General features: G+C 69.2%; 25 protein-coding genes. 13 read left to right on the forward strand and 12 right to left on the reverse strand.

What is annotated here, in order from left to right; genetic code table 11:
- Positions 1-102 precede the first annotated feature (102 nt).
- Positions 103-423 carry a hypothetical protein gene (locus tag G361_RS0106470; protein WP_155981331.1) on the forward strand — a complete coding sequence of 107 codons (321 nt, stop codon included), beginning with the start codon at positions 103-105 and terminating at the stop codon, positions 421-423.
- A 6-nt stretch (positions 424-429) separates the two neighbouring features.
- Here the strand turns inward: G361_RS0106470 and G361_RS0106475 are convergent, their stop codons facing one another.
- Positions 430-1,983 carry a succinic semialdehyde dehydrogenase gene (locus G361_RS0106475; RefSeq protein WP_019926247.1) on the reverse strand — a complete coding sequence of 518 codons (1,554 nt, stop codon included), beginning with the start codon at positions 1,981-1,983 and terminating at the stop codon, positions 430-432.
- A 126-nt stretch (positions 1,984-2,109) separates the two neighbouring features.
- Entirely contained in the window at positions 2,110-2,739 is a 630-nt protein-coding gene (locus G361_RS0106480) for a LysE family translocator (protein WP_026342757.1), read from the reverse strand.
- A gap of 113 nt (positions 2,740-2,852) precedes the next feature.
- On the opposite strand from G361_RS0106480, the gene G361_RS0106485 reads away from it, so the two are divergent.
- From G361_RS0106485 to G361_RS0106520, 8 genes are all read left to right on the forward strand, one after another.
- Positions 2,853-5,543 carry a sensor histidine kinase gene (locus tag G361_RS0106485; protein WP_019926249.1) on the forward strand — a complete coding sequence of 897 codons (2,691 nt, stop codon included), beginning with the start codon at positions 2,853-2,855 and terminating at the stop codon, positions 5,541-5,543.
- Positions 5,521-5,949 carry a roadblock/LC7 domain-containing protein gene (locus tag G361_RS0106490; RefSeq protein ID WP_026342758.1) on the forward strand — a complete coding sequence of 143 codons (429 nt, stop codon included), beginning with the start codon at positions 5,521-5,523 and terminating at the stop codon, positions 5,947-5,949. Before G361_RS0106485 ends, G361_RS0106490 begins: the two co-directional genes overlap by 23 nt.
- A gap of 12 nt (positions 5,950-5,961) precedes the next feature.
- Positions 5,962-6,333 carry a DUF742 domain-containing protein gene (locus tag G361_RS0106495; RefSeq protein WP_019926251.1) on the forward strand — a complete coding sequence of 124 codons (372 nt, stop codon included), beginning with the start codon at positions 5,962-5,964 and terminating at the stop codon, positions 6,331-6,333.
- Entirely contained in the window at positions 6,314-6,913 is a 600-nt protein-coding gene (locus G361_RS0106500) for an ATP/GTP-binding protein (RefSeq protein ID WP_026342759.1), read from the forward strand. The genes G361_RS0106495 and G361_RS0106500 overlap by 20 nt, the downstream gene beginning before the upstream one ends.
- Positions 6,914-7,083: 170 nt before the next feature.
- Entirely contained in the window at positions 7,084-9,474 is a 2,391-nt protein-coding gene (locus tag G361_RS0106505) for a sensor histidine kinase (protein WP_019926253.1), read from the forward strand.
- Positions 9,452-9,877, forward strand: coding sequence for a roadblock/LC7 domain-containing protein (locus tag G361_RS0106510; RefSeq protein ID WP_019926254.1), 426 nt, complete (start codon positions 9,452-9,454; stop codon positions 9,875-9,877). Before G361_RS0106505 ends, G361_RS0106510 begins: the two co-directional genes overlap by 23 nt.
- Entirely contained in the window at positions 9,874-10,248 is a 375-nt protein-coding gene (locus G361_RS0106515) for a DUF742 domain-containing protein (protein WP_019926255.1), read from the forward strand. Before G361_RS0106510 ends, G361_RS0106515 begins: the two co-directional genes overlap by 4 nt.
- A 9-nt stretch (positions 10,249-10,257) precedes the next feature.
- The gene (locus G361_RS0106520) at positions 10,258-10,836 is read left to right on the forward strand and encodes an ATP/GTP-binding protein (RefSeq protein WP_019926256.1); all 579 of its coding nucleotides are present in this window, start codon (positions 10,258-10,260) and stop codon (positions 10,834-10,836) included.
- A 3-nt stretch (positions 10,837-10,839) separates the two neighbouring features.
- Here the strand turns inward: G361_RS0106520 and mtnC are convergent, their stop codons facing one another.
- From mtnC to G361_RS46700, 5 genes are all read right to left on the reverse strand, one after another.
- The gene (gene mtnC / locus G361_RS0106525) at positions 10,840-11,529 is read right to left on the reverse strand and encodes an acireductone synthase (protein WP_019926257.1); all 690 of its coding nucleotides are present in this window, start codon (positions 11,527-11,529) and stop codon (positions 10,840-10,842) included.
- Positions 11,526-12,116: an acireductone dioxygenase gene (locus G361_RS0106530; protein WP_019926258.1), complete on the reverse strand. Its 591-nt coding sequence runs from the start codon at positions 12,114-12,116 to the stop codon at positions 11,526-11,528. The genes mtnC and G361_RS0106530 overlap by 4 nt, the downstream gene beginning before the upstream one ends.
- Before the next feature lie 30 nt (positions 12,117-12,146).
- Entirely contained in the window at positions 12,147-13,796 is a 1,650-nt protein-coding gene (locus G361_RS0106535; RefSeq protein ID WP_019926259.1) for a bifunctional S-methyl-5-thioribose-1-phosphate isomerase/methylthioribulose 1-phosphate dehydratase, read from the reverse strand.
- Between the two features lie 114 nt (positions 13,797-13,910).
- Positions 13,911-15,152 (reverse strand): KasA/KasB family beta-ketoacyl-ACP synthase, encoded by a 1,242-nt coding sequence (locus G361_RS0106540; protein ID WP_026342760.1) that lies wholly within the window; start codon positions 15,150-15,152, stop codon positions 13,911-13,913.
- A gap of 82 nt (positions 15,153-15,234) precedes the next feature.
- Positions 15,235-16,086: a glycoside hydrolase domain-containing protein gene (locus tag G361_RS46700; protein WP_155981332.1), complete on the reverse strand. Its 852-nt coding sequence runs from the start codon at positions 16,084-16,086 to the stop codon at positions 15,235-15,237.
- Between the two features lie 249 nt (positions 16,087-16,335).
- Here G361_RS46700 and G361_RS0106550 point away from each other — a divergent pair, with 249 nt between their 5' ends.
- Both G361_RS0106550 and G361_RS0106555 read left to right on the forward strand, forming a co-directional pair.
- Positions 16,336-16,917, forward strand: coding sequence for a TetR/AcrR family transcriptional regulator (locus G361_RS0106550; protein WP_019926262.1), 582 nt, complete (start codon positions 16,336-16,338; stop codon positions 16,915-16,917).
- 33 nt (positions 16,918-16,950) lie between these two features.
- Positions 16,951-17,391, forward strand: a complete 441-nt coding sequence (locus G361_RS0106555) for an SRPBCC domain-containing protein (protein WP_019926263.1) — start codon at positions 16,951-16,953, stop codon at positions 17,389-17,391.
- Positions 17,392-17,394: 3 nt separating this feature from the next.
- On the opposite strand, the gene G361_RS0106560 is transcribed toward G361_RS0106555, so the two are convergent.
- Positions 17,395-18,159 (reverse strand): helix-turn-helix transcriptional regulator, encoded by a 765-nt coding sequence (locus G361_RS0106560; RefSeq protein WP_019926264.1) that lies wholly within the window; start codon positions 18,157-18,159, stop codon positions 17,395-17,397.
- Between the two features lie 143 nt (positions 18,160-18,302).
- Between G361_RS0106560 and G361_RS42550 the strand changes: the two genes are divergently transcribed.
- The gene (locus tag G361_RS42550; RefSeq protein WP_019926265.1) at positions 18,303-19,727 is read left to right on the forward strand and encodes an MFS transporter; all 1,425 of its coding nucleotides are present in this window, start codon (positions 18,303-18,305) and stop codon (positions 19,725-19,727) included.
- A gap of 16 nt (positions 19,728-19,743) precedes the next feature.
- Here the strand turns inward: G361_RS42550 and G361_RS0106570 are convergent, their stop codons facing one another.
- The 4 genes from G361_RS0106570 to G361_RS0106585 form a co-directional block, all read right to left on the reverse strand.
- Positions 19,744-20,481 carry a MerR family transcriptional regulator gene (locus G361_RS0106570; RefSeq protein ID WP_019926266.1) on the reverse strand — a complete coding sequence of 246 codons (738 nt, stop codon included), beginning with the start codon at positions 20,479-20,481 and terminating at the stop codon, positions 19,744-19,746.
- A gap of 40 nt (positions 20,482-20,521) precedes the next feature.
- Positions 20,522-21,424 (reverse strand): alpha/beta fold hydrolase, encoded by a 903-nt coding sequence (locus G361_RS0106575; RefSeq protein ID WP_019926267.1) that lies wholly within the window; start codon positions 21,422-21,424, stop codon positions 20,522-20,524.
- A gap of 76 nt (positions 21,425-21,500) precedes the next feature.
- Complete coding sequence (locus G361_RS42555; protein WP_081635484.1) at positions 21,501-23,021, reverse strand: amidase; 1,521 nt, start codon at positions 23,019-23,021, stop codon at positions 21,501-21,503.
- A gap of 118 nt (positions 23,022-23,139) precedes the next feature.
- Complete coding sequence (locus G361_RS0106585) at positions 23,140-24,675, reverse strand: MFS transporter (protein ID WP_019926269.1); 1,536 nt, start codon at positions 24,673-24,675, stop codon at positions 23,140-23,142.
- A 75-nt stretch (positions 24,676-24,750) separates the two neighbouring features.
- Between G361_RS0106585 and G361_RS0106590 the strand changes: the two genes are divergently transcribed.
- Positions 24,751-25,167, forward strand: a complete 417-nt coding sequence (locus tag G361_RS0106590) for an NUDIX domain-containing protein (RefSeq protein ID WP_019926270.1) — start codon at positions 24,751-24,753, stop codon at positions 25,165-25,167.
- The last annotated feature ends 33 nt before the right edge of the window (positions 25,168-25,200 follow it).

Below are 25,200 nucleotides of genomic sequence, written 5' to 3' on the forward strand. Positions count from 1 at the left end.
GCACTTTCTTCATTTCGACACACCCAAATACACCGAATTCATCGGTGGATTCAGGCTTAGGCTGACAGGTGACAGTCCGGACGAACGAAGGAGAACGCGTCGATGAGGTTGCTGCGCTGGCCCATGGCGGGTGTCGCCGTCGCGACGGTGGCCGCGGCACTGCTCACCGGGTGCACCGAGGTGCAGCAGGCGCTCAACAAGGGTGGTGACACCCCGTGCAGCGATTACGTCAAGCAGGACCAGGACACCAAGCGCATGACGATCACCAAGTTCGTCAAACAGCAGACCGGCGATCAGCACGAACCCGCCGGGACGACCGTCGACGCGACGCTGGTGTCGGTGGACTTCCTGTGCGGCACCCAGCGCAACGCGAGCACCCCGATCAAGAACGCGGACGTGGCCGGGATCTTCCTGAACAAGTGAGCCGGGCTACCGGCCGGGCAGGAACCGGATCGCGCGGGCCATCGCCATCAGTGCGGGCTGCCAGGTGGACTGCGAGATCCCGTACGGCGCATCGAGATTGAACAGTCGCGTGGTCACCACGTTCTGCGCCTCGGTGAATTTCAGCAGGCCGTCGGGGCCGTGCCGGCGGCCGACGCCGGAGATGCCCATACCGCCCATCGGGGCCGCGGTGGTGGCCCACGCGGGTGCATAACCCTCGTTCACGCACACCGTGCCGGTACGCAGCCGCTGCGCGATCGCCTCGCCCTCGGCGGCGGTACCGGCCCACACGCTGGCGTTGAGCCCGTATTCGGTGTCGTTGGCGCGGACCACCGCCTCCTCGACGTCGGCGACCGGGTAGATCGACACCAGCGGGCCGAAGGTCTCGTTGCGGCCGCACTCCATCTCGTCGGTGACGCCACTGAGCACGGTCGGCTCGAAGAACAACGGGCCCAGATCCGGCCGGGCGTTGCCACCGGCGAGTACGGTCGCGCCCTTGGACACCGCGTCGGCGACGTGCTTGGTGACCGTCTCCAGCTGGGCCTCGGAGATGAGGCTGCCGATATCGGTGGAGAAGTCGTATGCCGCACCGAGTTTCGCCGCGCGGACCGCCGCGGTGAACTTCGTGGTGAACTCCTCGGCCACCGACTGCTCGACATACAGCCGCTCGATCGAGATGCACAGCTGCCCCGCGTTGGAGAAGCAGGCCCGCACCGCCGCCTTGGCCGCTTTGCCGAGATCGGCACTGCGCGTGACGATCATCGGATTCTTGCCGCCGAGTTCGGCGGCGAAACCGATCAGCCGCCGGCCGCACTGCTGGGCCAGCGCGGCGCCGGTCCCCGACGACCCGGTGAACATCAGGAAGTCGCACGAATCCACGATCGCGGTGCCGACCACCGTGCCGGGTCCCGGGATCACCTGCAGCAGCCCCTCCGGCAGGCCGGCCCGGCGCAGCAGGTCGACGTTCACCAGCGCCGAATACGGTGTCTGGCTGTCCGGTTTCACCACCACGGCGTTGCCGGCCAGCAGTGCCGGGATCGCGTCGCCGATGGCCAGCAGCATCGGATAGTTCCACGGCGCGATGACGCCGACGACGCCCTTGGGCTGATGCCGGACCGTCGCCCGGTTCAGCACCGGGAAGGCGCCCGGAACCCGGTGCGGCGCCAGCAGATTCGGGGCCGCCTTGGCGAACCAGCGTGCGGCGAAGATCATTCCGATGATCTCCTCCTGGGCGGCCCAGCGCGCCTTACCGGTTTCGGCCTGGATGATGTCCATCAGCCGATCCCGCTCGGCGACCAGCAATGCCCGGTACCGCTCGACGATCGCGGCCCGCTCCCGCACGGGCCGCGCGGCCCACTGCCGCTGCGCGGTGCGGGCGGTCTCGACGGCCGCGGCGACGTCCTCGGCGGTGCCGACGGGGACGGTGCCCAGCGGCTCACCGGTGAACACCGCGGTGATCGTCCGGGTGTCCCGGTCGGCGCGCGACCGGATCGACGCGTAGGAACTCAACCGTTCGAATGTCGCGGCATCGGGTGCGGGCACGGTCGCGCCTCCTAGTTATCGGTAACCGACGGATACAGACAATCTACCCCGTCGGCGCGGCGACCGATCCTGATTACCCGCCACCGCGTCGCGCGAGCCCGGTTGTGCTTGTGCACAAGGGCGGTGTCAGTGGGCGGCGATCGCGATCCGCAGCCCGAGCGCCACGAGTACGGTACCCATCGCGGCGTCGATGGCGCGCCGCACGCGGGTGCGGGTGAAGATGTGCCGCAGGGTGGCGATGCCCAGGGCCAGCGCCACGAACCAGGCCCCGGTGACGAGGGCGGTGAGCGTGCTCAGTTCCAGAGTGTCGGCGAGTGCCGGTGCGGCGGGCAGGAATTGGGGCATCAGGGCGAGGAAGAAGACCGCGGCCTTGGGGTTGAGGAGGTTGCTGACCAGTCCCTGACGGAATCCGGCCGAGACGCCGACCGGCCGCGCGGAGGTCGCGTCCGGGTTCGCGTAACCGCCGCGGCGAGCGGCCAGCAATGCGCGAATCCCGAGAAACATCAGATAGATTGCGCCCGCCACCTTTACGATCGTGAAGGCACGTGCCGAGGCGGCCAGCAGGCCCGCGACCCCGAATCCACTCAGTGCGGCCCAGACGAAGACGCCGAGTCCGATTCCCGCGGCCGAAGATACGCCTGCGCGACGGCCGGATAACATGGCGTTTCTGGTCACGATCACGAAGTCGGGACCGGGCGCCATGGCCCCCAACAGCATTGCGCCACCGATACCGAGTACCTGCGCCGTCGACATCATCCGATCAGCCTACAAGCGACGGTCCGGCAATCCCCAGCGCTGGACGTCTGTACAGGTAGAGAATTAATCGGACAAGAATGACATATAACGCAACATGTGGTTACACTTCGCCGGTGCAGAGAGTCAGACTATCCGGGGTTCGAACTCGGATTCTCGCCATCGCCTTCGTCCCGAGTCTCGCACTGTTCGGAATCGGCGTCGGCTACACCATCTACCTCGAGGATGAGGCCAGCCACGCCGAGGACTTCTCGCGGTCCATGGCGGGCAGCCTCTCCTTCACCAAAGAGCTGATGGCCTCGGTCGAGGACGAGCGGTTGTTGTCCATCGCGCAGCTGTCCGGGCAGGACGCCGACGCCAAGGCGCTGACCGCCGCCCGCGCGCGCGTGGACAAGGCCCTGGGCGGCCTCGGTTCCACCGGCCGGTCGATGCAGCGGGTCGGCGGCGCCGACATGGACCAGAAGGTCGCCGCGTTCAACAAGCTTGTGACGGTGCAGCTGCCGGGCCTGCGGACCGGTGTCGACGCCGGCGCGGTGCAGATCCCCGACGTGTATGCCTTCTATACCGCGCTGCTCGACGGCGTCGACAAGGGCAGCAAGATCGTCGGCCAGAACGCGCCGACCATCAGCGCCGCGATCGACGAGATGATCTCGCTGAAGCTGTTCCAGGCCGTCGAGGCCAATTCGCGGGCCAACGCGCTCACCTCACCGGTGGCCGGTAGCGACCTGCCGCCGGCGCTGATGTCGGAGTACCGCAACAACGTCGGTCTCTACCACTCGCTGCTCAACCAGCTCAGCAACGATCTGGACGACGCCGACGCGAAGCTGGTCAAGGATCTGCTCGCCAGCCCGGCGCTGGCGCAGGTGACCACGATGGAGGATGCGCTGCTGCATCCCGCGCCGCCGAAGAACGGTGCGCCGGCGCCGCTTCCGATGACGATCGAGGAGTGGCGGACCGCCGCCAACTCGGTCAGCGAGCAGCTGTTCAACGTGACGATCCAGCAGAACGCCGCGGGCATGACCAGCGCCGCGGATCTGGCGCATTCGCGGTCGCGGGCCGTGTTGGTCAGTGGTGGTAGCGCGATCGCGCTGGCGATCGTGGCGTTCGCGATTGCGGTGTTGCTGGCGAATCGGATCATCGCGCGGTTGCGTCGATTGCGTTCGGAGACTTTGGCTTTGGCGGAGGTGCAGCTGCCGGAGACGATGCGCAAGATCGATGCCGGGGAGCAGGTGGATCCCGCCGCGGAGGCCGCGCACCTGGATTTCGGTAACGACGAGATCGGTGAGGTGGCGCAGGCTTTCAACCGTGCGCATACTGCGGCGGTGTCGGCGGCGATCACCGAGGCGCGGACTCGTGAGGGTGTGCGGTCGGTGTTCTTGAATATCGCGCATCGGAGTCAGATCGTGGTGGCGCGGCAGTTGGAGTTGCTCGATCAGGCGGAGTCGAAGCAGGAGGATCCGGCGTTGCTGGACACCTTCTTCCGCCTGGATCACCTCGCGACTCGTGAGCGTCGTAACGCCGAGAATCTGATCATCCTCGGTGGTGGTAAGCCGGGCCGGCAGTGGCGGCGTCCGGTCCCGTTGATGGAACTGGTCCGCAGCGCTGTGGCCGAGACTCTGGACTATGCGCGGGTGAACACGCATCGTCTGCCGCGGGTGTTCGTGCTGGGCAATGTGGTCGCCGACCTCATGCACCTGCTGGCGGAGTTGGTGGACAATGCGACCGCGTTCTCCCCGCCGCAGTCGCGGGTGGATGTGACCGGTAACAGTGTCGGTAAGGGTGTGGTCGTCGAGGTCAGTGATCAGGGTATGGGTATGCCCGCCGACGAACTCGAGCGCGTCAACGAGATGTTGCGTAACCCACCGGATTTCGGTCTCGCGACCCTGTCCGCGGATTCTCGTCTGGGATTGTTCGTGGTGGCGCAGTTGGCCACTCGTCACGGTATCTCGGTGCGGCTGACCGACTCCGACTATGGCGGTATTCGGGCGATCGTGTTGATCCCGGTCGGCTTGATCACCACCGACGCCCCGGTGGCCGACCACCTCCGCGACCGGGTCCCGGTCCGGCAGGCCCCCGCACCCGCCGCGGTGACCGGTTCCTATCCGATGCAGTCGCTCGAATCTGGTCCTGCCGCACCGGCTTACGCACCCGAGCCGACGTCGTACACACCCGAACCGACGTCGTACGCCCCCGAGCCGACGTATGCGCCCGAACCGGCATACGCGCCCGAGCCGGATCCGGTCGATTCTTTCGCGGCCCAGGACGACGCCGAATTCGGTTTCGATCGTTCGGTTTTCGACACGGGCCGCCATCATGTCGCACCGGCCGATCCGCCGTACCAGCCCCCGCCGCCGGAACGGCCCACCTACGAGCGCCAGTCCTACCAGGAGCCGGCCGACACCTCGTACCTGCGGCCCGCCGCGCCGCCGGAAACGTCGTACGGCCGGCCGGTCGATCAGCCGGATACCGCCTATCTGCGGGCGATCCCGCAGCCCGAACCCGAGCAGCGGCCCTCCGCACGACCGACTCCGTCGGCGCCCTCGGCCGGTGGCGGCGGCACCCGTCCCCCGCTGCCCCGCCGCCGCAAGCAGGCCAGCCTGGCACCCGAACTCGCCGACGACCCACAGGCCGAGGAGTACGGTTCGGAGCCGGCGCGTAGTGCCGATCAGGCGCGGGATTTGATGTCGGCGATCGAGAACGGTACCCGGCAGGGGCGTCGTGCTCGTCCCGAGCCGTATCCGACGTCCGCGAATCCCGTGGCCTCGAACGAACAGGAAGGCGAAGGTGACTTCTTCTACCGCAGGTGATTTGAACTGGCTGCTCGACGACCTCGTCGACCGTCTCGCCGGTGTCCGGTATGCCGTGGTGCATTCCACCGACGGGTTGTTGCTGGGCCGTTGCACCTCGATGACCCGGGAGGACGCCGAGCATTTCGGTGCGATGTCCTCGACGTTGTACGGTCTGGCGCGCAGTGCCGGGACGCGGTTCCGGGGTGGTGCGGTGCGGCAGGCGGTGATCGAGTTGGAGACGGCGGTGTTGTTCGTGACCGCGGCGGGTGCGAATGCGTGCCTGGCGATCCAGGCCGGTGACGACGCGAACCTGGGCATGGTCGCCTACGAGATGAACATCACCGTGCAGCGTCTGGGCAGTTATCTGTCCACCGCGCCGCGTACTCGTGGCCTGGCCGGGCAAGTACCACCTCGAAGGCAGTAACGAGCGGACGCCATGACGCACTACGACACTTCCTGGTTCGACGAAGACGCCCCGCTGCTGCGTCCCTACGCGGTGACCCGGGGCCGTACCGTCGGTGCTGGTCATGAACTCGACATGCTCACCCTCGTGGTGTGCGCACCCCGCGCGCCCCGGCTGCGACGAACCGAGCCGGAGTACACGGACATCATGCGCCTGTGTCAGGTCCCGCAGTCGGTGGCGGAAGTATCCGCCATGCTGCACCTTCCGCTGGCGGTCACCAAAATCCTCGTCGGCGACCTCATCGGCGAGGGCTATCTCGATTTCCGGGCACCGATGCAGACCGACATCGGCCCCAACGACGTGAACCTATTGCGAGCGGTACTCGATGGCATTCGTAGACTCTGACCCCGCGGCCGGGCAACAGCAGCTGGCCGCTTCCGTGAAGATCCTGATCGCCGGTGGATTCGGGGTCGGTAAGACCACCATGGTCGCGGCGATCAGTGAGGTGGCGCCGTTGCGCACCGAGGAGATGATCACCGAGACCTCTGTGGGGGTCGATGATCTGTCCGGTGTGGAGGGCAAGAAGACCACGACCGTGGCGCTGGACTTCGGGCGGATCACCATCGATCCGGGTCTGGTGCTGTATTTGTTCGGTACGCCGGGGCAGGATCGGTTCTGGTTCCTGTGGGACGAGCTGGCCCGGGGTGCGCTGGGTGCGGTGGTGATCGCCGATACCCGCCGGTTGGAGAGCTCGTTCGCGGCGATCGATTTCTTCGAGAAGCGGGGGGTCAGCTTCGCGATCGCGGTCAACTGTTTCGAGGGTGCGCCGGTCTACACCACCGACGAGGTCCGTGACGCGCTCGATCTCGACGGGCACACCCCGGTCGTGTTCTGCGATGCGCGCGACCGCAATGGGGTGAAGAACGTCCTGATGACGTTGGTCGAACACCTCATTACTCGAGCGAGCGCTCAGGCATTACCCTGACCGGTTTCCGCACACGCCGATCGGTCTGCGAACAATTCTGATCGGTTCTTGCATAAAGCAATCCAATGATTCGAGGATTCGCTTGTGCTCGTTCCCAACCCCCGGTTGAGATATGTCTCAAATACCGAATTCGGGGTCCGTTTCCGACTGGTACCGGTTACGGTGTGCCGATGTTCAAACGGACGGTCGGCAGGTCGGTCGGCATCCGGGCGCGGGTGCTCGTGATTGCCTTCGTGCCGAGCGTGGCCTTGTTCGGAATCGGGGTCGGCACAGCCGGTTACCTGCTGAACGAGAGCCGTGACTCGCACGACTGGCTGCAGGTGCTCTCCAATGCCACCGACACCAGCCGCGAGATGGTTGCCGCCTTCGAACAGGAGCGGATGCTGTCGTTGTGGCAGCTGGCCGGTGAGCAGCCCGATCCGGTCGGGCTGGCGCAGGCGCGCCAGCGGGTCGACGCGGTCCTGCGCGCGATCGCTCCCACCCAGAAAGCCATCAACGACAAGTTCAACGACAAGATGGCTTACGACACAGGCAGTTTCGACACCCTCCAGAAGATGCTGCCCCAGATCCGGGCCGCCGTGGACGCCGGGGCCATGGCCGTTCCGGACGTCTACAGCCTCTACACCCGCATCCTCGACGGCGTGGTGACCGGTAGCCAGGTGGTGATGAAGGATTCGCCGAGCGTGTCCGCCACCCTGGAGACCGACAAGGGCGTCCGGGTACTGCTGGCGATGGAGTCGATGGCGCGCAGCGCCTCGCTCACCGCGGCCGTGCTCAACGGCCTGACGCTGCCCGCGCCGCTGCTGGCCGAGTACCGCGACAACGTCGGCTTCTACCATGCCGAACTACCCCGCCTGGTACACGAATTGACCGGTGCCGAAAGCCAATCGGCCGCCGCCGTGATCGCCTCCCCGGCCTGGCAGCAGCTGTCGGCCATGGAGGACTACATCATCCATCCGCCGGCGCCGGCCAAGGCGGGCGGCGCGATCCCGCCCCCGCCGCTGAGCGTGACCGACTGGCGCGCGGCCTACGACCAGCTCACCAAACAGGTGCTCGACCTGTGGCTGAAACAGGCCTCGCGGGGCACCGGCGAGGCCCTGGTCGCCGTCAACCGGACCGCGCAGAACTCGACGCTGGCCGGCGGTGGCGCGCTGGCGGTCTCGCTGGCGGCCTTCCTGGTCGCGCTGTGGCTGGCCAACCGGCTCATCCGGCGGCTGAAGCGGCTGCGCACCGAAACCCTTGCCCTGGCCGAGGACCGGCTGCCCGAACTGATGCGCCGCCTCGCCGCCGGTGAGCACATCGACGTGGAAGCCGAAGCGGCACAACTGGATTTCGGAACCGACGAGGTCGGCGCGGTGGCCCGCGCGTTCAACCGGGCGCACACCGCCGCCGTCTCCGCCGCGATCACCGAGGCGCGCACCCGCGAGGGTGTGCGCGCGGTCTTCCTGAACATCGCGCACCGCAGCCAGATCGTGGTGCACCGCCTGCTGGAGATCCTCGACGACGCGGAATCGCGGCAGGAGGATCCGGCGATGCTGGACACGCTGTTCCGGATGGATCACCTCGCCACCCGCGAGCGCCGCAACGCCGAGAACCTCATCATCCTCGGCGGCGGGCAGCCCGGCCGACAGTGGCGGCGGCCGGTGCCGCTGGTCGAACTGGTCCGCAGCTCCGTCGGCGAGACCCTGGACTACGCGCGGGTGCGCACCGCCCGGATGCCGGCCGTGCACATCGTCGGCGCGGGCGTCGCCGACCTCATCCATCTGCTCGCGGAACTGATCGACAACGCCACCGCCTTCTCGCCGCCGGAGTCCCGGGTGGACATCACCGGCGCCGTGGTCGGCAAGGGCGTGGTCATCGAGATCACCGACCAGGGTATGGGCATGCCGCCCGACACCCTGCACCGGTCCAACGAAATGCTGCGGCAGCCACCGGATTTCGGTGTCGCGACACTGTCGGCGGATTCCCGGCTGGGCCTGTTCGTGGTCGCGCAGCTGGCCACCCGGCACGGAATCTCGGTGCGGCTGACCGACTCCGACTACGGCGGCGTCCGCGCGATCGTGCTGGTGCCGACGCCGCTGATCGCGGCGGAGACCGCAGCCGTCGACCATCTGCCCGACCGCTTCACCCGCATCCCGGATCCGCCGATGACCGGCGAGATGCCCGCCGTGACCGCGTTCGCGCGGCCGGCCGCGGTGGCCGCACCGGTCGCCCGCCCGTTCGCCGGATTGCCGGCGGCCGAACCGATCACGGCCCCGGCCCCGCCGCCGGCGCCTGAACCGCCCCGGCGCGCACCGGCGGTGCCGCACTACGGGGTGGTGCCGAACCGGCCACCGCTGCCGCGCCGCCGTAAGCAGGCCAGCCTCGCACCGGAGCTGTCGCAGCAGCAGCCGAACAGCGAATCCGGTTCGGAGCGGCCACGTTCGGCCGAGCAGGCCCGAGATCTCATGTCGGCCATCAACAACGGCACCCGACAAGGCCGGCGAGCCATCGGCGACTCGACCGCGGCCGTTCGACCGGAACAACAGGAAGGCGAAGGTGACCTCTTCCAACGCAGGTGATCTGAACTGGCTGCTCGACGATCTCGTCGATCGCCTGGCGGGGGTGCGGTTCGCGGTGGTGCACTCCACCGATGGGCTGTTGCTGGGGCGGTGCACGTCCATGAGCCGGGAGGACGCCGAGCATTTCGGTGCGATGTCGGCGACGCTGTACGGGCTGGCGCGTTCGGCGGGTCACCGGTTCGACGGCGGTGGTGTGCGGCAGGCGGTGATCGAACTGGACCGGGCGGTGCTGTTCGTCACCTCGGCGGGTGACAATGCGTGTATCGCGTTGCAGGCCAGCGAGAATGCGAATGTGGGGATGGTGGCGTACGAGATGAACCTGACGGTGGCGCGGGTGGGACCGTACCTGTCGACGGAGACACGTCGTGGTCTGGCCGAACACGCGGAGCACCGGACGTCATGACGCGTTTCGGTCAGCCGTGGTTCGACGACGAGGCGGGTCCGCTGGTCCGTCCGTACGCTGTCACGCGTGGCCGCACGCTCGGGGTGGGCCGGGAACTGGACATGCTGACGGTGGTCGTGACCAAGTCGTCGTCGATCCCGTTGCGGCGCCCTGAGCCGGAGTACCCGGAGATTCTGCGGCTGTGCCATGTGCCGCAGTCGGTGGCCGAAGTGTCGGCGGTGCTGCGATTGCCGTTGGCGGTCACCAAGATTCTCGTGGGCGATTTGATCAGTGACGGGCATCTGAACTTCCGGACGCCCGACCGCACCGACGCGGGTGCCGGTGACATCACCGTCCTGCGTGCCGTACTCGACGGAATTCGAAAGCTGTAGAAACACACCGTGTCTGAACCCACCTCCGCGGCCGTGCTGGCCGCCTCGGTCAAGATCCTCATCGCCGGCGGATTCGGCGTCGGGAAGACGACCATGGTGTCATCGATCAGTGAGGTCGCGCCGCTGCGCACCGAGGAGATGATCACCGAATTGTCCACCGGCGTCGACGATCTGGCGGGGGTGGAGAACAAGAAGACCACCACCGTCGCCCTCGACTTCGGCCGCATCACCATCGACGAGAGCCTGGTGCTGTACCTGTTCGGCACCCCCGGCCAGGACCGGTTCTGGTTCCTGTGGGACGAACTGGCCCGCGGGGCCCTCGGCGCGGTCGTCATCGCCGACACCCGGCGGCTGGAGAACTCGTTCTCCGCGATCGACTTCTTCGAGCGCCGCGGGCTGTCGTTCAACGTCGCGGTGAACTGCTTCGCGGGTGCGCCGATCTACACCCCCGACGAGGTCCGGGAGGCGCTCGACCTCGACGCGCACATCCCGGTCGTGCTGTGCGACGCCCGGGATCGCAACTCCTGCAAGACGGTTCTCACCACGCTGATCGAATACCTCATCGCGCGGGCCGGGGCCCGGGTCTGAGGATTACCGCGCGGCGGGGTCGAGCTCGGCGAACGAGCCGATCCAACGATGCGGCGGCCGTGGCGAATTCGGCTCACCGGGCCGAGTGACGCCCACGGCGTGCCAGCCCGCGGCCACCGCGGCATCGACCTCGTCGGGATGGTCGGACAGGAACAGGATCCGGTCCCCGGCGACGCCGATCGCGCCGGCGATCTTCTCGTACGACGCCGCCTCGCGCTTGGCGCCGGCGTTGTTCAGATCGAACCAGCCGCCGATCAGCGAGGCCAACTCGCCGCCGCGGGCGTGCGCGAACCAGTCCTGCTGATTGCGCACCGACCCGGAAGAGTAGACGTACAGGGCGATCCCGGCCGCGTGCCAGGCCCGCAGCGCCGGGGGCGCGTCCGGGAAGAACTCCCCGTGCAGCGCCCCGGCGCGGAAGCCCTCCGCGCAGATGACGCCCTGCGCGGTCTTCAGCGGTTCGGCCTTCACATCGGAATTCAGCCAGCCCACGAGGATCTCCGCGACCTCGCCGACCTCGGCGTCCGGCCGTCCGGCCAGCTCCCGGGTGGCGGCGATCACGGCGGCGGCCGCACCGTCGCGCTCGGCAGCCAGCCACTGCGGAAGTCGTTGCCGGGTATACCCGTACAGGTCCTCGCGCACCGCGGCGGTCGGACTGGTGGTGCCCTCGATGTCGACGACGATCGTCGTGATCATCGGCCCGTGGTGGTGCCGGTGACCAGCTCGTCGAGGGTCGGGAACTGCTCGCCGATGGTGTCGCCGGTGAAGTCCCCGATCCAGCCGTCCTCCTCCTCGAAGAAGCGGACGGCCACGAACTCCGGCCGGGTACCCATGTCGAACCAGTGCCGGGTGCCCGCGGGCACCGAGACCAGATCGCCCGCGGAGCAGACGGTGGCCAGCACCTCGTCGCCCAGGTGCAGGTAGAAGCAGCCGACGCCGGCCGCGAAGAATCGCACCTCGTCCTCGGCGTGCCGGTGCTCGGCGAGGAATTTGCCGCGGGCCCCCGCGGCGGTGGCCGGCCAGTCCGGGTTGCTGTCGTCCGGGTGGATGCGGGCGATATCGATGTGCTTGTAGCGGCCGTCCGCGTTGAGCTCGCCGAGGCGGTCGGCGTAGTCGGCGAGCAACTGCTCGTTCGTGGTCGCCGCGGTCACGCTCTCCAGCGCCGGCCAGCGGTCGAAAAGGATTCCGCGCCGGGACAGTTCGGCGCCGATCACCTCGGCGTCGGTGGTGCGCAGCCGGACGCCACCGGCGTCGGTGTCGGACATGATCTGCAGCAGCGTCATGGTCAATACTCCTCGGGAACGACGGGTGGATCAGATCTCGCGACGGCCGGTGAGCGTCACCAGTTCGCACATCGCTTCCAGGCATTCGGCGCGGTCGCGGGCCTGGGCGAGGCTCGCACCCCACGCGGTGATGCCGTGGCCGGCGATGAACAGCACCGGCGGCGCGTCGGGGTGCTCGATCAGATACCGTTCGATGTCGGCACCGATACGCGGTACGTCAGGGTGGTTCGCGAACACCGGAATGTCAATGGTTTCGCTCGCGCCGAGACCCTTGATGAGTTCGTAGCCGGTGAACCGCAACGATTCCGCGGCGCCGGCCGAACGCGCGGTGGCATGCGGCGGGTGTACGTGCACCACCGCCGCCGCACCGGTGGCCCGGTACACCGCCGTGTGAATCGTGGTCTCCGCGGACGGTTTCCGCGTCCCGGACACCGCGACGGAATCGGCGATGCGTACACCCACCACATCGGCGGCGGTGAGTTCGCCCTTGGACAGCCCACTTCCGGTCACCACGGCCGTATCGCCTTCGCGCTCCGAGATATTCCCGGCCGTACCCGGCATCCAGCCCTGCGCGTAGAGCTCGCGAGCGATCCCGGCGATCCGATCCCCGGCCGAATCGTGCGCTTCGGCAATGGCACTCGATGCAAACGTGCCGTTGCTGCCGGGTGTGGCGCTCTCATTGCCGGCGCGTGGTGGACGAACCCGGCCGACCACACCGTTCTCGGTCACCACGGCGGTGACCAATTCCGGCGGCGTCACGTCGAACGCCGGATTGAACACCGCGGTGCCGTCGGGTGCCGTCGCCACTCCGGCCACGTGGGTGATCTCGTGCGCGGCCCGTTGCTCGACGACGATCTCGCCGCCGGTCGCGGTGGCCGGATCGCGGGTGGATTCCGGCGCCACCACGACGAACGGCAGTCCGTGATGATGCGCGGCCAGCGCGAGACTGTAGGTACCGATCTTGTTCGCGACCGAACCGTCGGCGGTGACCCGGTCGGCCCCGACGATCACCGCGTCGACCTGTCCGGTCGCCATCGCCCACGCGGCCGCCGAGTCGATCGTGAGCCGGTGCGGGATGCCGGCCTCGGCCAGCTCCCAAGCGGTGAGCCGGGAGCCCTGCAACAGCGGCCGGGTCTCGTCGACCAGCACCGATTCCAGCGCCGCGCGTTCGTGCAGTACGCGCAGCGCGCCGAGCGCGGTACCGAACGCGGTGGTGGCCAGCCGCCCGGTGTTGCAATGGGTGAGAATCCGCAGCGGGCGATCCGGGAGCAGGCGCTGCAACAGATCGGCGGCGTGCGTGGCGGCGTCCCGGTTGACCCGGCCGTCCTCCTCGAGCATGGTCAGCGCCTCGTCCAGCACCGCCTGCGCACCCCCGTCCAGTCGGGTCAGCGCGCGCTGCACTCCCCAGGCCAGATTCACCGCGGTGGGCCGGGCCGACGCGATCCGCGCGGCCTCGGCCCGCACCCGGGCCGGATCGTCGGGGAAGGCCCGGGCGGCGATCACCACGCCGAACGCGCCGGAGACGCCGATCGCGGGGGCGCCGCGGATCGCCAGGGTCTGGATGGCGTCGATGACCTGGTCGACCGTGGTGATCCGCAGCGGCCGCAACTGTTGCGGCAGCGCACGCTGATCGATGGTTTCCAGGGCACCATCCACCCACGCGATCGACACTTCACTCATCGGCAACCTCGGGATTCGACACAACTACCTCAGGAAACCGTATCGAATCGCGTCGTCGCGGCCCGCACCAGGTTTGGGTTCACCGTGATTCCGGCGCAGGTCGGAGCCGTGGGATCAGGCGCGGCCGAGGGCCAGGGCCACGTTGTGCCCACCGAAACCGAACGAGTTGCTCAGCGCGTGGTCCATGCGCTGCGGCCGCGCCGCGCCGTGCACGATGTCGAGTTCGACCGAGGGATCGGGGTGTTCGAAGTTGAGGGTCGGCGGGACCTGCTGATCGCGCAGGGCGCACAGCGTGAGGATGGCCTCGAGCGCGCCGACCGCGCCGATGGAATGCCCCAGCGCCGACTTCGGCGCGTACACCGTGGCCGTGGGGGCGACGGCGGCGATGGCGTTGGCCTCGGACGCGTCGCCCACCCGAGTGGCGGTCGCGTGCGCGTTCACGTGCCGGATATCCGTGCCGGTCAGGCCCGCCGATTCGATCGCCTTCCGCATCGCCCGCGCCGCACCCGCACCCTCCGGTTCGGACCCGGTGATGTGATAGCCGTCGGAGGTGATCCCGGCGCCGAGCACCCGGCCGTGCACGGTGGCCCCGCGCGCGGCCGCGAAGCCCTCGGACTCCAGCACCAGCAGCGCACCCGCCTCGCCGAAGACGAAACCGTCCCGGTCCCGGTCGAACGGCCGGGAGGCACGGGCGGGTTCGTCGTTGCGGGTGCTCATCGCGCGCATCATCGCGAAGCCGGCGATCGGCACGGCATCGATGAAGCCCTCGACGCCGCCCGCGATCACCACATCGGCCTCGCCGGTGGCGATCAGCCGCCACGCCTGCGCGACGGCCTCGGCCCCCGACGAGCAGGCCGAGGTCGGCGCGTAAACGCCTGCCTTGGCGCCGAATTCGAGTCCGACCCGCGCCGCCGGGCCGTTCGGCATGACCATCGGCACCGTCAGCGCCGGCACCTTGCGGTAGCCGCCGGTGCGCATCGCGTCGACCGCGGTCACGAAGGCGTCGCCGCCGCCGAGCCCGGTGCCGATCGCGACCGCCAGCCGCTCCCCGTCGACCTCGGGTGCGCCCGCGTGCTGCCACACCTCCCGGCCCAGCACCAGCGCCAGCTGCTGCACGAACGAGTGCCGCCGCTGCTCGACGCGGGTGAGCCGATCCCCCGGCGGCTGCCGCAACGTACCGCCGATGCGCACCGGCAGGTCGTAGGCGGCGACGAAATCGTCGTCCAGCGGCCCGATTCCGCTCTGCCCGGCCAGCAGCGCGGCCCAGGTCGCGTCGAGATCGGCCGCCAGCGAGGTGGTCGCCGCCATCCCGGTGACGACGACACCGCGCGTTTGTGAAGCAGTCGTTACAGTCATGCGGTCCAGGGATACCTGTAACGATCGCTACAGTCAAGCGGCGGACCGGCGAGCCGGGCCCGCCGCCACCGGAATGCGCGACTCAGGCCTGCTCCGGATCGAAACCCGGCAGTTTCAGCGCCTGGCCGATCTCCGCGATCGCGCCGACGATGGTGCGGCCGCCGAGTGCGGGGTGGCCGGTCATCTTCTGATCGGGCGGCAGGGCGGTCCGCGAACCGGGACCGCCGAGCCCGTCCACGGTGAGATCGGCATGAAAGCTGATCCACTTCAGAATGTCGCCGACCGTCACCGGATTCCCGTATGCATCGGTCAGGGTGTCCGTCAACTGCATCTCGCCTCCCTTGCTGATTACCGACCATTGCCCGAAATCGTTCGTGTGCGCCTCGTTCACATCGCATTCCACCCCGCCGACGCGGACGAACCCGATGCGCTGGTACAGGTTGATCCGGGTGTCGATATTGCCGCCGGACCAGGCGCCGGTCTGCCACGCCCAGGCCGCGGTGCCGTTGTTCAACGCCCGCGAGACGGGCCAATATCCGCCGTAGATACCGACATTCGCGGGTTGCAGCACCGAGCCGGCGCCGCGCAGATAGGCGTCGATCGGAACCTGTTGCGCGGGTGTGGCATCGAAGTCGGCGGAGAAATAGATCGGCCGGTCCGCCCGGCCGCCGCAGGCCAGGGCCTGACCGAGCGCGGCGTGCGCGTCGCGGGCGCCGGCGTCGTAGCCGTCGAGCATCCGGGTCGCCGTGGTCTCCCAGTTGCCGACGATGTCGATGTTGTTGGCGCGCAGGTCGTCTGCCTCCGCCGGGGTGAGCAGTTTCCCGGGTAGTCCGGGCCCCCCGTCGCTGAGATAACGTACGACGAACGAGTATCCGGCGGCGCCGATCGCGCCGCCGCCGGGGCGGCCACCGGCATAGTCCAGTCCCAGCCGCATGACGGCCTCCTTCGATGCGAAGTGCGGAAGGCAGCGGCGACCCGGAGTGCGCATCGGGAATTCGATCGGACTCGGCGAACGCGAGGCGGGACCGGCGTGCGACAGCCACTGCAGTAGTTCTTTTTTGGGGTACCGCATAGTGGGCGGACGGCGAATTCGTCGTTCCGGTCAGCGATTTCCAGTGTAGCTCATCCGTAACCCTCATCTCGCGGGTTTCGGCAGGTAGGGCGACATGTATACAGTCGACAGGTGCCCAGGCCCCCCGACCACGTCCGCCGCGCCGAACTGCTGTCCGGCGTCATCGGCTATCTCGGCGAATACGGATTGACCGAATTGTCGCTACGTCCCCTCGCGGCGTACCTCGGCACGAGTTCCCGCATGCTGATCCACTATTTCGGCACCAAGGAGCAGATGCTGATCGCCGCGCTGGAGACCCAGCGCCCGGACATCGCCGGAATGTTCGCGGACATACCGGATCTGGCGACCCTGCGCACGGTCATGAGCGAATCGTTCTGCGTGAACACCACCGCCGACTGGATCTCGAGCACCCGGGTGCTCCTCCAGGTCCTCGGCGTCGCCTCGATTCCGGACAGCCCCTTCCGCGGCTACGCCGAGGACGCCGTCCACGTCCTGGTCGAAGCCCTCACCACCACCCTGTCCCGCTTCCACCCGACCGTAGCCGACCCCGAATCCACCGCCACGGTCCTGGTCTCCGGCATCCGCGGCCTGCTCCAGGACCGATTGGTCACCGGCGACGACGACCGGGTCGACCGCGCCGCCCGCATGCTCATCGACCGGATGCTCACACCCGGCCCGTCCGCGGATCGATAGTCCAATAGAACAGGTTTCAGTTATTGTGCCCGCATGGGTTTTGTGATCGATGAGAGCGTCGAGATCGGGGCGAGCGCCGAGATCGTGTGGCAGGTGCTCACCGATTTCGGCGCGTACGGGGAGTGGAATCCGTTCGCGCTGGAGTGCCGGACCACCTTGCGCCCCGGGGAGCCGATCGACATGCTGGTACAGCTGACCGGTTCCCAGCCGCGCAAACAGCGGGAGTTCATCCGAACCCACACGCCCGGAACGGAATTCAGCTACTCGATGAAGCCGATCCCGCTGGGTGCGCTGCACAGTCTGCGCACCCAGACCGTCACCCCGGTCTCGGCGGACCACTGCCGGTACCACTCGCACTTCGAACTTGCCGGGTGGTTGCAACCGGTGGTCGCCGCCTCGCTGGGGGCGGCGATGCGGCGCGGATTCGCGGGGATGACCGCCGGACTGCGGGAGCGGGCCGAGAAACTGGCCTGACGGTCAGGCCGGTAGCGCCACCCCGAGGATCCGGTCCAGTTCGTCCGCTCCGCGCTCGGTCAGGCGCAGCGCGCGCCGGGAATCCTGGCGCGCGACCCAGCCCGCCGACTCCATCCGGGTGAGGATCGCCGCACCCAGCGCACCGCTGAGGTGGTGTCGCTGTTCGCTCCAGTCGACACAGAACCGCAGCAGCGGCCGTCGGCTGTCATTCGCGTCCGCGAGATCGACGCCGAGCTCGGCGAAGACCGATCCGGCCTCGGGACCCAGCCGATACGGATGTTCGGACAACGGCGCCGAAATCGGATCCCCTTGCGCGCGTTCGTTTCCCGCGTACCCGTCGGTGCGGACCAGGGCCTGCCGGTCGAGCAGGGCCGCGGTCACCGCGACACCCAGCCGCCCCGCGAGATGGTCGTAGCAACTGCGGGCCCGGCGCAGGGCGGCGGCCCGGGTGGACTGGCGCAGCGAGCGCACCGGGGGCGCCGGCGCCAGCACCGCCATCGCCTCGATCGCGGCCGCCACCTCCGGACTCGCCAGCCGGTAGTAGCGATGCCGGCCGGACCGTTCGACCACGAGCAGACCACCCCCGACCAGCCGTGACAGATGTTCGCTGGCCGTCGACGCCGCGACCCCCGCCTCCGCGGCGAGCACCGAGGCGGGCAGGGCGCGGCCGTCGGCCAGCGCCGCGAGCACCCGGGCCCGGGTCGGATCGGCCAGCAGCGTCCCGACGGCGGCGATATCGGCATATCCGTGCAGAGTTGTGTCGGACATACTCCGAGTCTGCCGCGCGGACACTTCGGTGCCCACCGAAATGTCGCGGTGAGCTCAGGATCCCGATGCTCCGCAAGTCGGAACCCGCAGTGTGCGGCCATGTTTCGGTGCACACCGAAACAACGGCGGGAAACACTACGAACATGGTTTCCTCGATTTCGCCACGATCGCCGTCCCGGCAGCGCGTCCTGGCGGTGATGTGCGCCGGCATGTTCCTGGTTCTGCTCGATGTCACCATCGTCAATGTCGCGCTGCCCAGCATCTCGCACGGGCTGCACGCGGGGGTGGCGACGTTGCAATGGGTGGTCGACGGCTATGTGGTCGCGATCGCCGGACTGCTGCTGGCCGGTGGCACGATCGGCGACCGGATCGGTCATCGGCGGGTACTGGTCGCCGGATTCGCCCTGTTCGGCGCCGCGTCGCTGGTCTGCGCGCTCGCACCGGCGGTCTCCGTCCTGATCGCCGGACGGGTGGTGCAGGGCATCGGCGGCGCGCTGCTGCTGCCGAGCACGATGGCCGTCATCGTCGACGTGTTCCCGGAACGTTCCGAGCAGGCGCGGGCGATCGGCACCTGGGCGGCCTTCTCCTCCCTGGCGCTACCGGCCGGGCCGCTCGTGGGCGGATTCCTCATCGGCTGGTTCGGCTGGCGACCGGTCTTCTGGATCAACGTGCCACTGACGGCCGTCGCCATCGCCGCGTCACTGTGGACGGTGCCGGACCGGCCGGGCGACCGCAGCGGACGCCTCGATCTGCTCGGCCTGACCGGATTCGTGGCGGGACTGAGCGGGCTGGTGTTCACCGTCATCGCGGCGGGCCACGGCGCCGGCCCGATCACGCTCGCGGCCACCGGAACCCTCACCGTCGTGGCGCTGCTCGCCGCCGGCTGGTCCGCGAACCGCAGCGAGAATCCGATACTGCCGCTGGATCTGTTGCGCCGCAAAGCCTTCCTGAGCCCGAACGCGGTCGCGCTGACCGGCAACCTGATCTTCAACGGCATCCTGTTCGTCGGCACGCTGTATCTACAGGACGTCCGGGGACTGTCGCCGGTGCGCGCGGGAATGACGGTGCTGCCGTTGGCGATTCCGCTGGTGGCCCTCGCGCCGGTCGCGGGCCGCTGCACGGCCCGCTGGGGTGCGCGCGGCGTGGTGAGCGTCGGATGCGTATCCGGCGCGATCGGGGCCCTCATGTTGACGGGCCTGTCCCGCACGGCCGGATTCGGCTGGCTGCTGGGCGGTTTCACGTTGCTCGGCTGCGGCGCCGGACTGATCACGGCCGCGGTGGTGGCTGCCGTGGTACAGGCGACCCCGGCAGGCCGATCCGGACTGGCGACCGGTGTCTCGAACACCGCGCGGCAGATCGGCACGGCCAGTGGCGTCGCGATCTTCGGCGCGGTGGCCGGCGCCCCGACCGGCCTGCACTTCCTCGCCGGGGTGCACACGCTCGCGGTCGCGGCATGCGTGGCCCTGCTTGGCGCCTTCGCCGTCACCCGCTACGGGATCGCGGCCCCCACACGCCTGCCGGAGGACGATATCCCGGCGCCGGAAGGGCTTGCCGCTCAATCGAAGTGACTCGCGCCGAGTGTGATCAGTTCTCGTGCCCGGCGGTCCCGCGCCGCTCGGCGCGGTGGGCGAGCGACTCCAGGATGCGCTGCCACGCCGGTGATTCCCCGACGATCAAGGCGAAGGTGGGTGTCGGGTGCTCAGGGCGGCTGCCGTGGCCCTCGCGTTCGATCTCCCAGGTTTCCAGGTCGTCGATGAGCCGATCCACCCGCGGATCGTGCGGATCCCAGTCGACCGAGCGATCACAGGCCAGGTACAGGCGCATCTTCTCGGGGTCGTCGAAGCCGGTGCTCTTGTCCCGGATCCACTGCGGCACCGCGTGCGGGTCCGAGGCCCGCAGCAGGATCGCCCAGTCGCGCTCGAGCCGGACCGTCCGTTCGCTGACGCCGAGACCGCGCAACCGGTCCAGCACGGCGACCATCTCGGGAGGCAGCACGAGCTCCTCGCCGCTCGCCAATTCGGCTATGCGGCGGCGGTTTTCGATGAGCCGGTCGATCTCGGCCCGCAGCGCGATGTCGATATCGGCGACGGCGGCCGCGAATTCGTCCGGTTGAGCGTGCAGCAGTGCGTCGATGCGGGCCAGTGGCACACCGGCTTCGGCGAGAGTCCTGATCCGGACCAGATCCACCGCCGCCTGCGCACCGTAGCGGCGGTATCCGGAGCTGTCACGCTCGGGCTCGGGTAGCAGGCCGACCTGGTGGTAATGGCGGACGGTGCGCACGGTCACCCGGGCGGTCGCAGCGAGTTGCCCGATCGTGAGCACCGTCGGCCTCCGGACCTCGGGAAATATGGCCCGGCCCAGTCTAGGCGCGATCCGCCCGGTCGACGACGTCACGGATCGCCCGGACCACGATATCCGGGCGGGTGAAGCACAATCCGTGATGGCCGGCGTCGGAGACGACGCGGTGTTCCCCGGACGACACCGTACTCACCACGGCCGCAGCCATTTTCCGCATACCCTGGTGCACCGCGCGCATGGTCTCCTCCGGAATGGATGCCTGCGGGCCGGGGTCGGTGCCCTCGGTGGTGAGCGCCACCACCGGTACGTCGGGAAGGTCGGGCCCGGCGCGCAATTCGTCGGCGAGTGCCGTGAGGCTGCGCCGCTCGGCGATGCCGGCGCGGAGCCACTCGTCGCCGGTGTGGGCGTCGATCAGCGGCTGCCGCAGGTGTTCCGGATAGTCGGCCACCAGTTCGGTGAACATCGCGCGCAGGGCCGGGCGCATCCGGCCGGGATCGGGTGCCGGCTGCCGGTCCGTCGAATTCGCCGCAGCGGGCTGGAAATCGGCCCAGTCGCGGTGGAAGCCGTCCAGCCAGACCAGCCCCGCCACCTCCCCGGGGTACAGCTGGGTGAACCGGTGCGCGTAGGCGCCGCCGAGCGAATGCGCGACCAGAACGTATGGGGCGGTGAGGTTCTGGGCGTGCAGCACCTCGTGCAGTTCGGTCGCGACCGCGGCGGCGGTGCGTGGCAGCGGGACCGGATCGCTGTATCCGGTGCCGCCACGGTCGTACACCACCGCGGTGCAGAACTGTGAAACCTTCTGCTGCACAGCGAAATAGTCCAGACCGACCGCGCCCGCACCCGGCAGGAACACGACCGGCGGCCCGCCGGTGCCCAGCCGATGTACGAAAATGCGTCGGCCGTCGACCTTCTGGAGCCTCCCGACCGGCGGAGCGGGCCGAGTCGCGGAGGCGGTGTTGTTCGTCATGAGCCAAGGGTGCAACCCCGACGCAGCGTCAGGGTCAAGCGGGCGGATCGTGCGATCGCGGCCCGGCCGAGGCTTGTCATGTGCCGGAGGCAGGCGTCGAATTCCGCTGTGGTGGGCGCACTGTCGGCGATTCGTCGCCGACCGCGGTGCCCGGGGCCCGGAAGCCGCCGAGTTGCTGCTCGAGGAGTTCGGCCAGGCGCAGTGGAGTGCGGTCCTCGAATCGCGGGCCGATGAGCTGCACGCCGACCGGGAGCCCCTCGGGCGACGGGCCCGTGGGTACGGCGGTGGCGGGGAGGCCGGACATGGTTGCCGGTGCGGCCCAGACGATCTGGTCCATGTAGGGGTATTCGACGCCGTCGATGTCGAGCCGTTGTGCTCCGCGGTCGGGGTTGTGGTCGTGCGGGAACGCGGGAATAGACGTGATCGGGCACACCACGACGTCGAACTCGGTGAAGAGCTGCCGCCAGCGGTGGCGGTGCAGTTCCCGCTGGATATCCGCCGCGATCCAGTCGCGATGGCTCGTGACCATGCCCCGCAGCCGCGCGGCATCGAGGCTCGGATCGTCGGCCGCGAGGCCGGCGGTGAGGGTCCGCACCTGCTCGTACGCCTCGGCGGGGATGCGCGCGCCGACGTTGGACATCATCAATCGCCCGTACAGGATCGTGGTTTCGGTCAGATCGGGCAGCAGCGGGCTGTGCCGCTCGACGTGCGCCCCACCTGCGGCGAGCGCCTCGGCGACCCGGTTCACCCCGGCCCGCACCGCGGAACCGGTTGCCATGAGCGGATGTTCGTCGATGATCAGGACCCGGAAGTCGGCCAGCCGCTCGTGCCGGGCGGGCGGCAGCCTCAGGTCGTAGGCGATGCCGTGGGTCAGCGGGTCCGGTCCGGCCATCACGTCCAGCAGCAGCGCGAGGTCGCGCGCGGTGCGCGCCATCGGACCGCACACGGCGAGGTCGCCCTCGACCGGCAACGCCGGTGCGGGCGGCGGCACCATCCCCCGGGCCGGGACCAGTCCGAGGGTCGGCTTGTGCGCATAGACGCCGCAGAAATGCGCCGGATTACGCAGGGAGCCGGCGAGATCGGAGCCGAGCGACAGCGCGCCGAATCCCGACGCCAGCGCCGCCGCCGAGCCGCCGGAGGAACCGCCCGAGGTGCGCTCGTGATCCCACGGATTGTTGGTGGTGCCGTAGATCTCGTTGTAACTCTGCCAGTCCTGCAACATGAACGGCACGTTGGTCTTACCGAGAATCACCGCCCCCGCGGCCTTGATCCGCGACACCGCCAGCGCGTCCTCGGCGGGCAGATGGTTCGCGTACTGCGGCATCCCCCAGGTCGTGGGCAGTCCAGCGACGTTGTAGGACTCCTTGACCGTCACCGGGATTCCGAGCAACGGCCGGTCCTCGCCGCGCGCGTAGGCCGCGTCGGCATCCCGTGCCGCGGCCCGCGCACGATCGAAGTCCGGGACACAGATCGCGTTGATCGCCTTGTCGTCCCGCTCGATCCGGGCGATCGCCTCCTCGGTCAGCTCCACCGAGCTCACCGCACCACCCCGTAGCGCGGCCCGCTGCTCCTCCGCCGACCGGAAACTCCACTCCATCACTCCGACCCTACCGGCTCGCCGGAACGACTCGACCGACCGCGAGATACGGGACGCCGACGCACCCACCATCGCAAGCGAACATGTTGCGCGCGAACCGAAGTGAACGGTGCGGTCCTCAGGGCCGGGAGGGCGACGCACCTCCCGAATCCCCGCGATCCTGCGCGGGTACCCGGTCCAGTGGTGGGGCGGCGATCGCGCAGTGGGTCCGGCATTGCGGCGCGGCGCTTTCCGGGGCCGTACGCAGGGTGTCGTCGGAGACGGTCAGTACGGTGAGGGCGGCGCCGGCCAGCATGGTCACCGCGCAGACCACGATCGCCCGGTGGAAGCCGGACGCGAAAAGCGCTGGGTCGGTGTAGGCTTCGCCGGCGAGGCCGGCCAGGGGCGGGATGGCGGCCACACCCAGGAGGCCGGCGGCGCGGGCGACGGCGTTGTTCACGCCGCTGGCGATGCCCGCGTGTTGCGGGTCGGCGGAGGCCAGCACGGTGGCGGTCAGGGGCGCCACCATCGCGGCGAGGCCCAGGCCGAACACCAGTACCGCCGGTAGGACCGTGCCCGGGTAGGTCGAGGTGCGGCCGACGCGCAGCATCAGCAGCATGCCCGCCGCGGCGACCGCCAGGCCGACGGTCATCGGGATGCGCGGGCCGATCCGCTGGGCCAGGCCGCCGGCGGGTGAGGACAGCAGCAGCATGACGACGGTGACCGGCAACATCGCCGCACCCGCGAGGATCGGCGAGAAGCCCGACACCACCTGGAGGGTGAGGGGCAGCAGGAAGAACACCACGCCCATCGCGCCGTAGACCACGAAGGTCACCGCGTTCACGGCGGTGAACTGCCGCGATCGGAACACCTGGGCCGGCAGCATCGGCTGGGGTCCGGTGGTGGCGTGTGAGCGTCGTCGTTCGACCAGGACGAACCACACCGCCGCCGCGATCCCGGCCACCGCCGCGAGGATCACCAGCGCGCGGTTGGCGGTATGGGTCGGCGCCTCGGTCAGGGCGTAGGTGATCCCGGCCAGGGCCGCCGCCGCGAGGACCGCGCCGAGCACGTCGAAGCGGCCGTGGGCACTCTCGTCGGAGGTCTCCGGTACGTGGCGGGCGGTGACGGCGATCACCAGCACGGCCAGCGGCAGATTCAGCAGGAAGACCCAGCGCCACCCGGCCACGCCGACCAGCCAGCCGCCCAGGAAGGGGCCCGCCGCACCCGCGATACCACCGAGCCCGGACCACGCACCCACCGCGCGGGGCCGGTCGTCCGGCGTGAACGATGCCTGAATGATCGCCAGCGCCCCCGGCGTCAGCAGCGCACCACCCACACCCTGCAGTGCGCGCGCCGCGATCAGCATCGGAATGTCTTGTGCCGCAGCGCACAACGCGGAGGCCAGGGCGAACCACACCACCCCGATCAGGAACACCCGCCGCCGCCCGAACCGGTCGCCGAGCGATCCGCCGAGCAGGACGAATCCGGCGAGGGTGAGCGTGTAGGCGTTCACCGTCCACTGCAACCCGGCCATCGACGCACCGAATTCGGCGCCGATGCGCGGCAGGGCGACGTTGACGACGGTGGAATCCACCAGGGCCATCCCGGATCCCAGGACGGTGGCGAGCAGCACCCAGCGCCCGGCGGGGGACGACAGCCGAATATCGGAACTCATGGACGCATCGTCGCATCGGGCGGTCGTGATGTGGGGCAACCGGAGGGGAATTCCGCCGGACGGTAGTCTGCCCGGATGCGCAGCGAACCCGTGGAGCGGCTCATCGACACCGTGGCCTGGGTGCTCATCGAGGAGGGCCGCATCCTGTGCGCCCGGCCGCGCGGCAAGGATGTGTTCTACATCCCGGGCGGTAAGCGCGAGCCCGGCGAGTCGGATCTGCAGACGCTGCTGCGCGAGATCGACGAGGAGCTGACCGTCGCGTTGCTGCCGGGCACGGTCGCCCACGTCGGCACCTACGACGCGGATGTACCCGGCGAACCCGGCGTGCTGGTCCGGATGGCTTGTTACACAGCCGAATTCGCGGGAACCCTCGCCCCCAGTAGTGAGATCGACGAGATCGCCTGGTTCGGTTACGCGGACCGTGACCGGGTCCCGCCGGTGGACCGGATCCTCTTCGACGATCTGGTCGCCCGGGGCCTGCTCCCCCGCTGACGGTTCCGGCCGATCGCGAGTTCCGTACCGGTG

The organism is Nocardia sp. BMG111209 (genome assembly GCF_000381925.1).
Taxonomy (GTDB): domain Bacteria; phylum Actinomycetota; class Actinomycetes; order Mycobacteriales; family Mycobacteriaceae; genus Nocardia.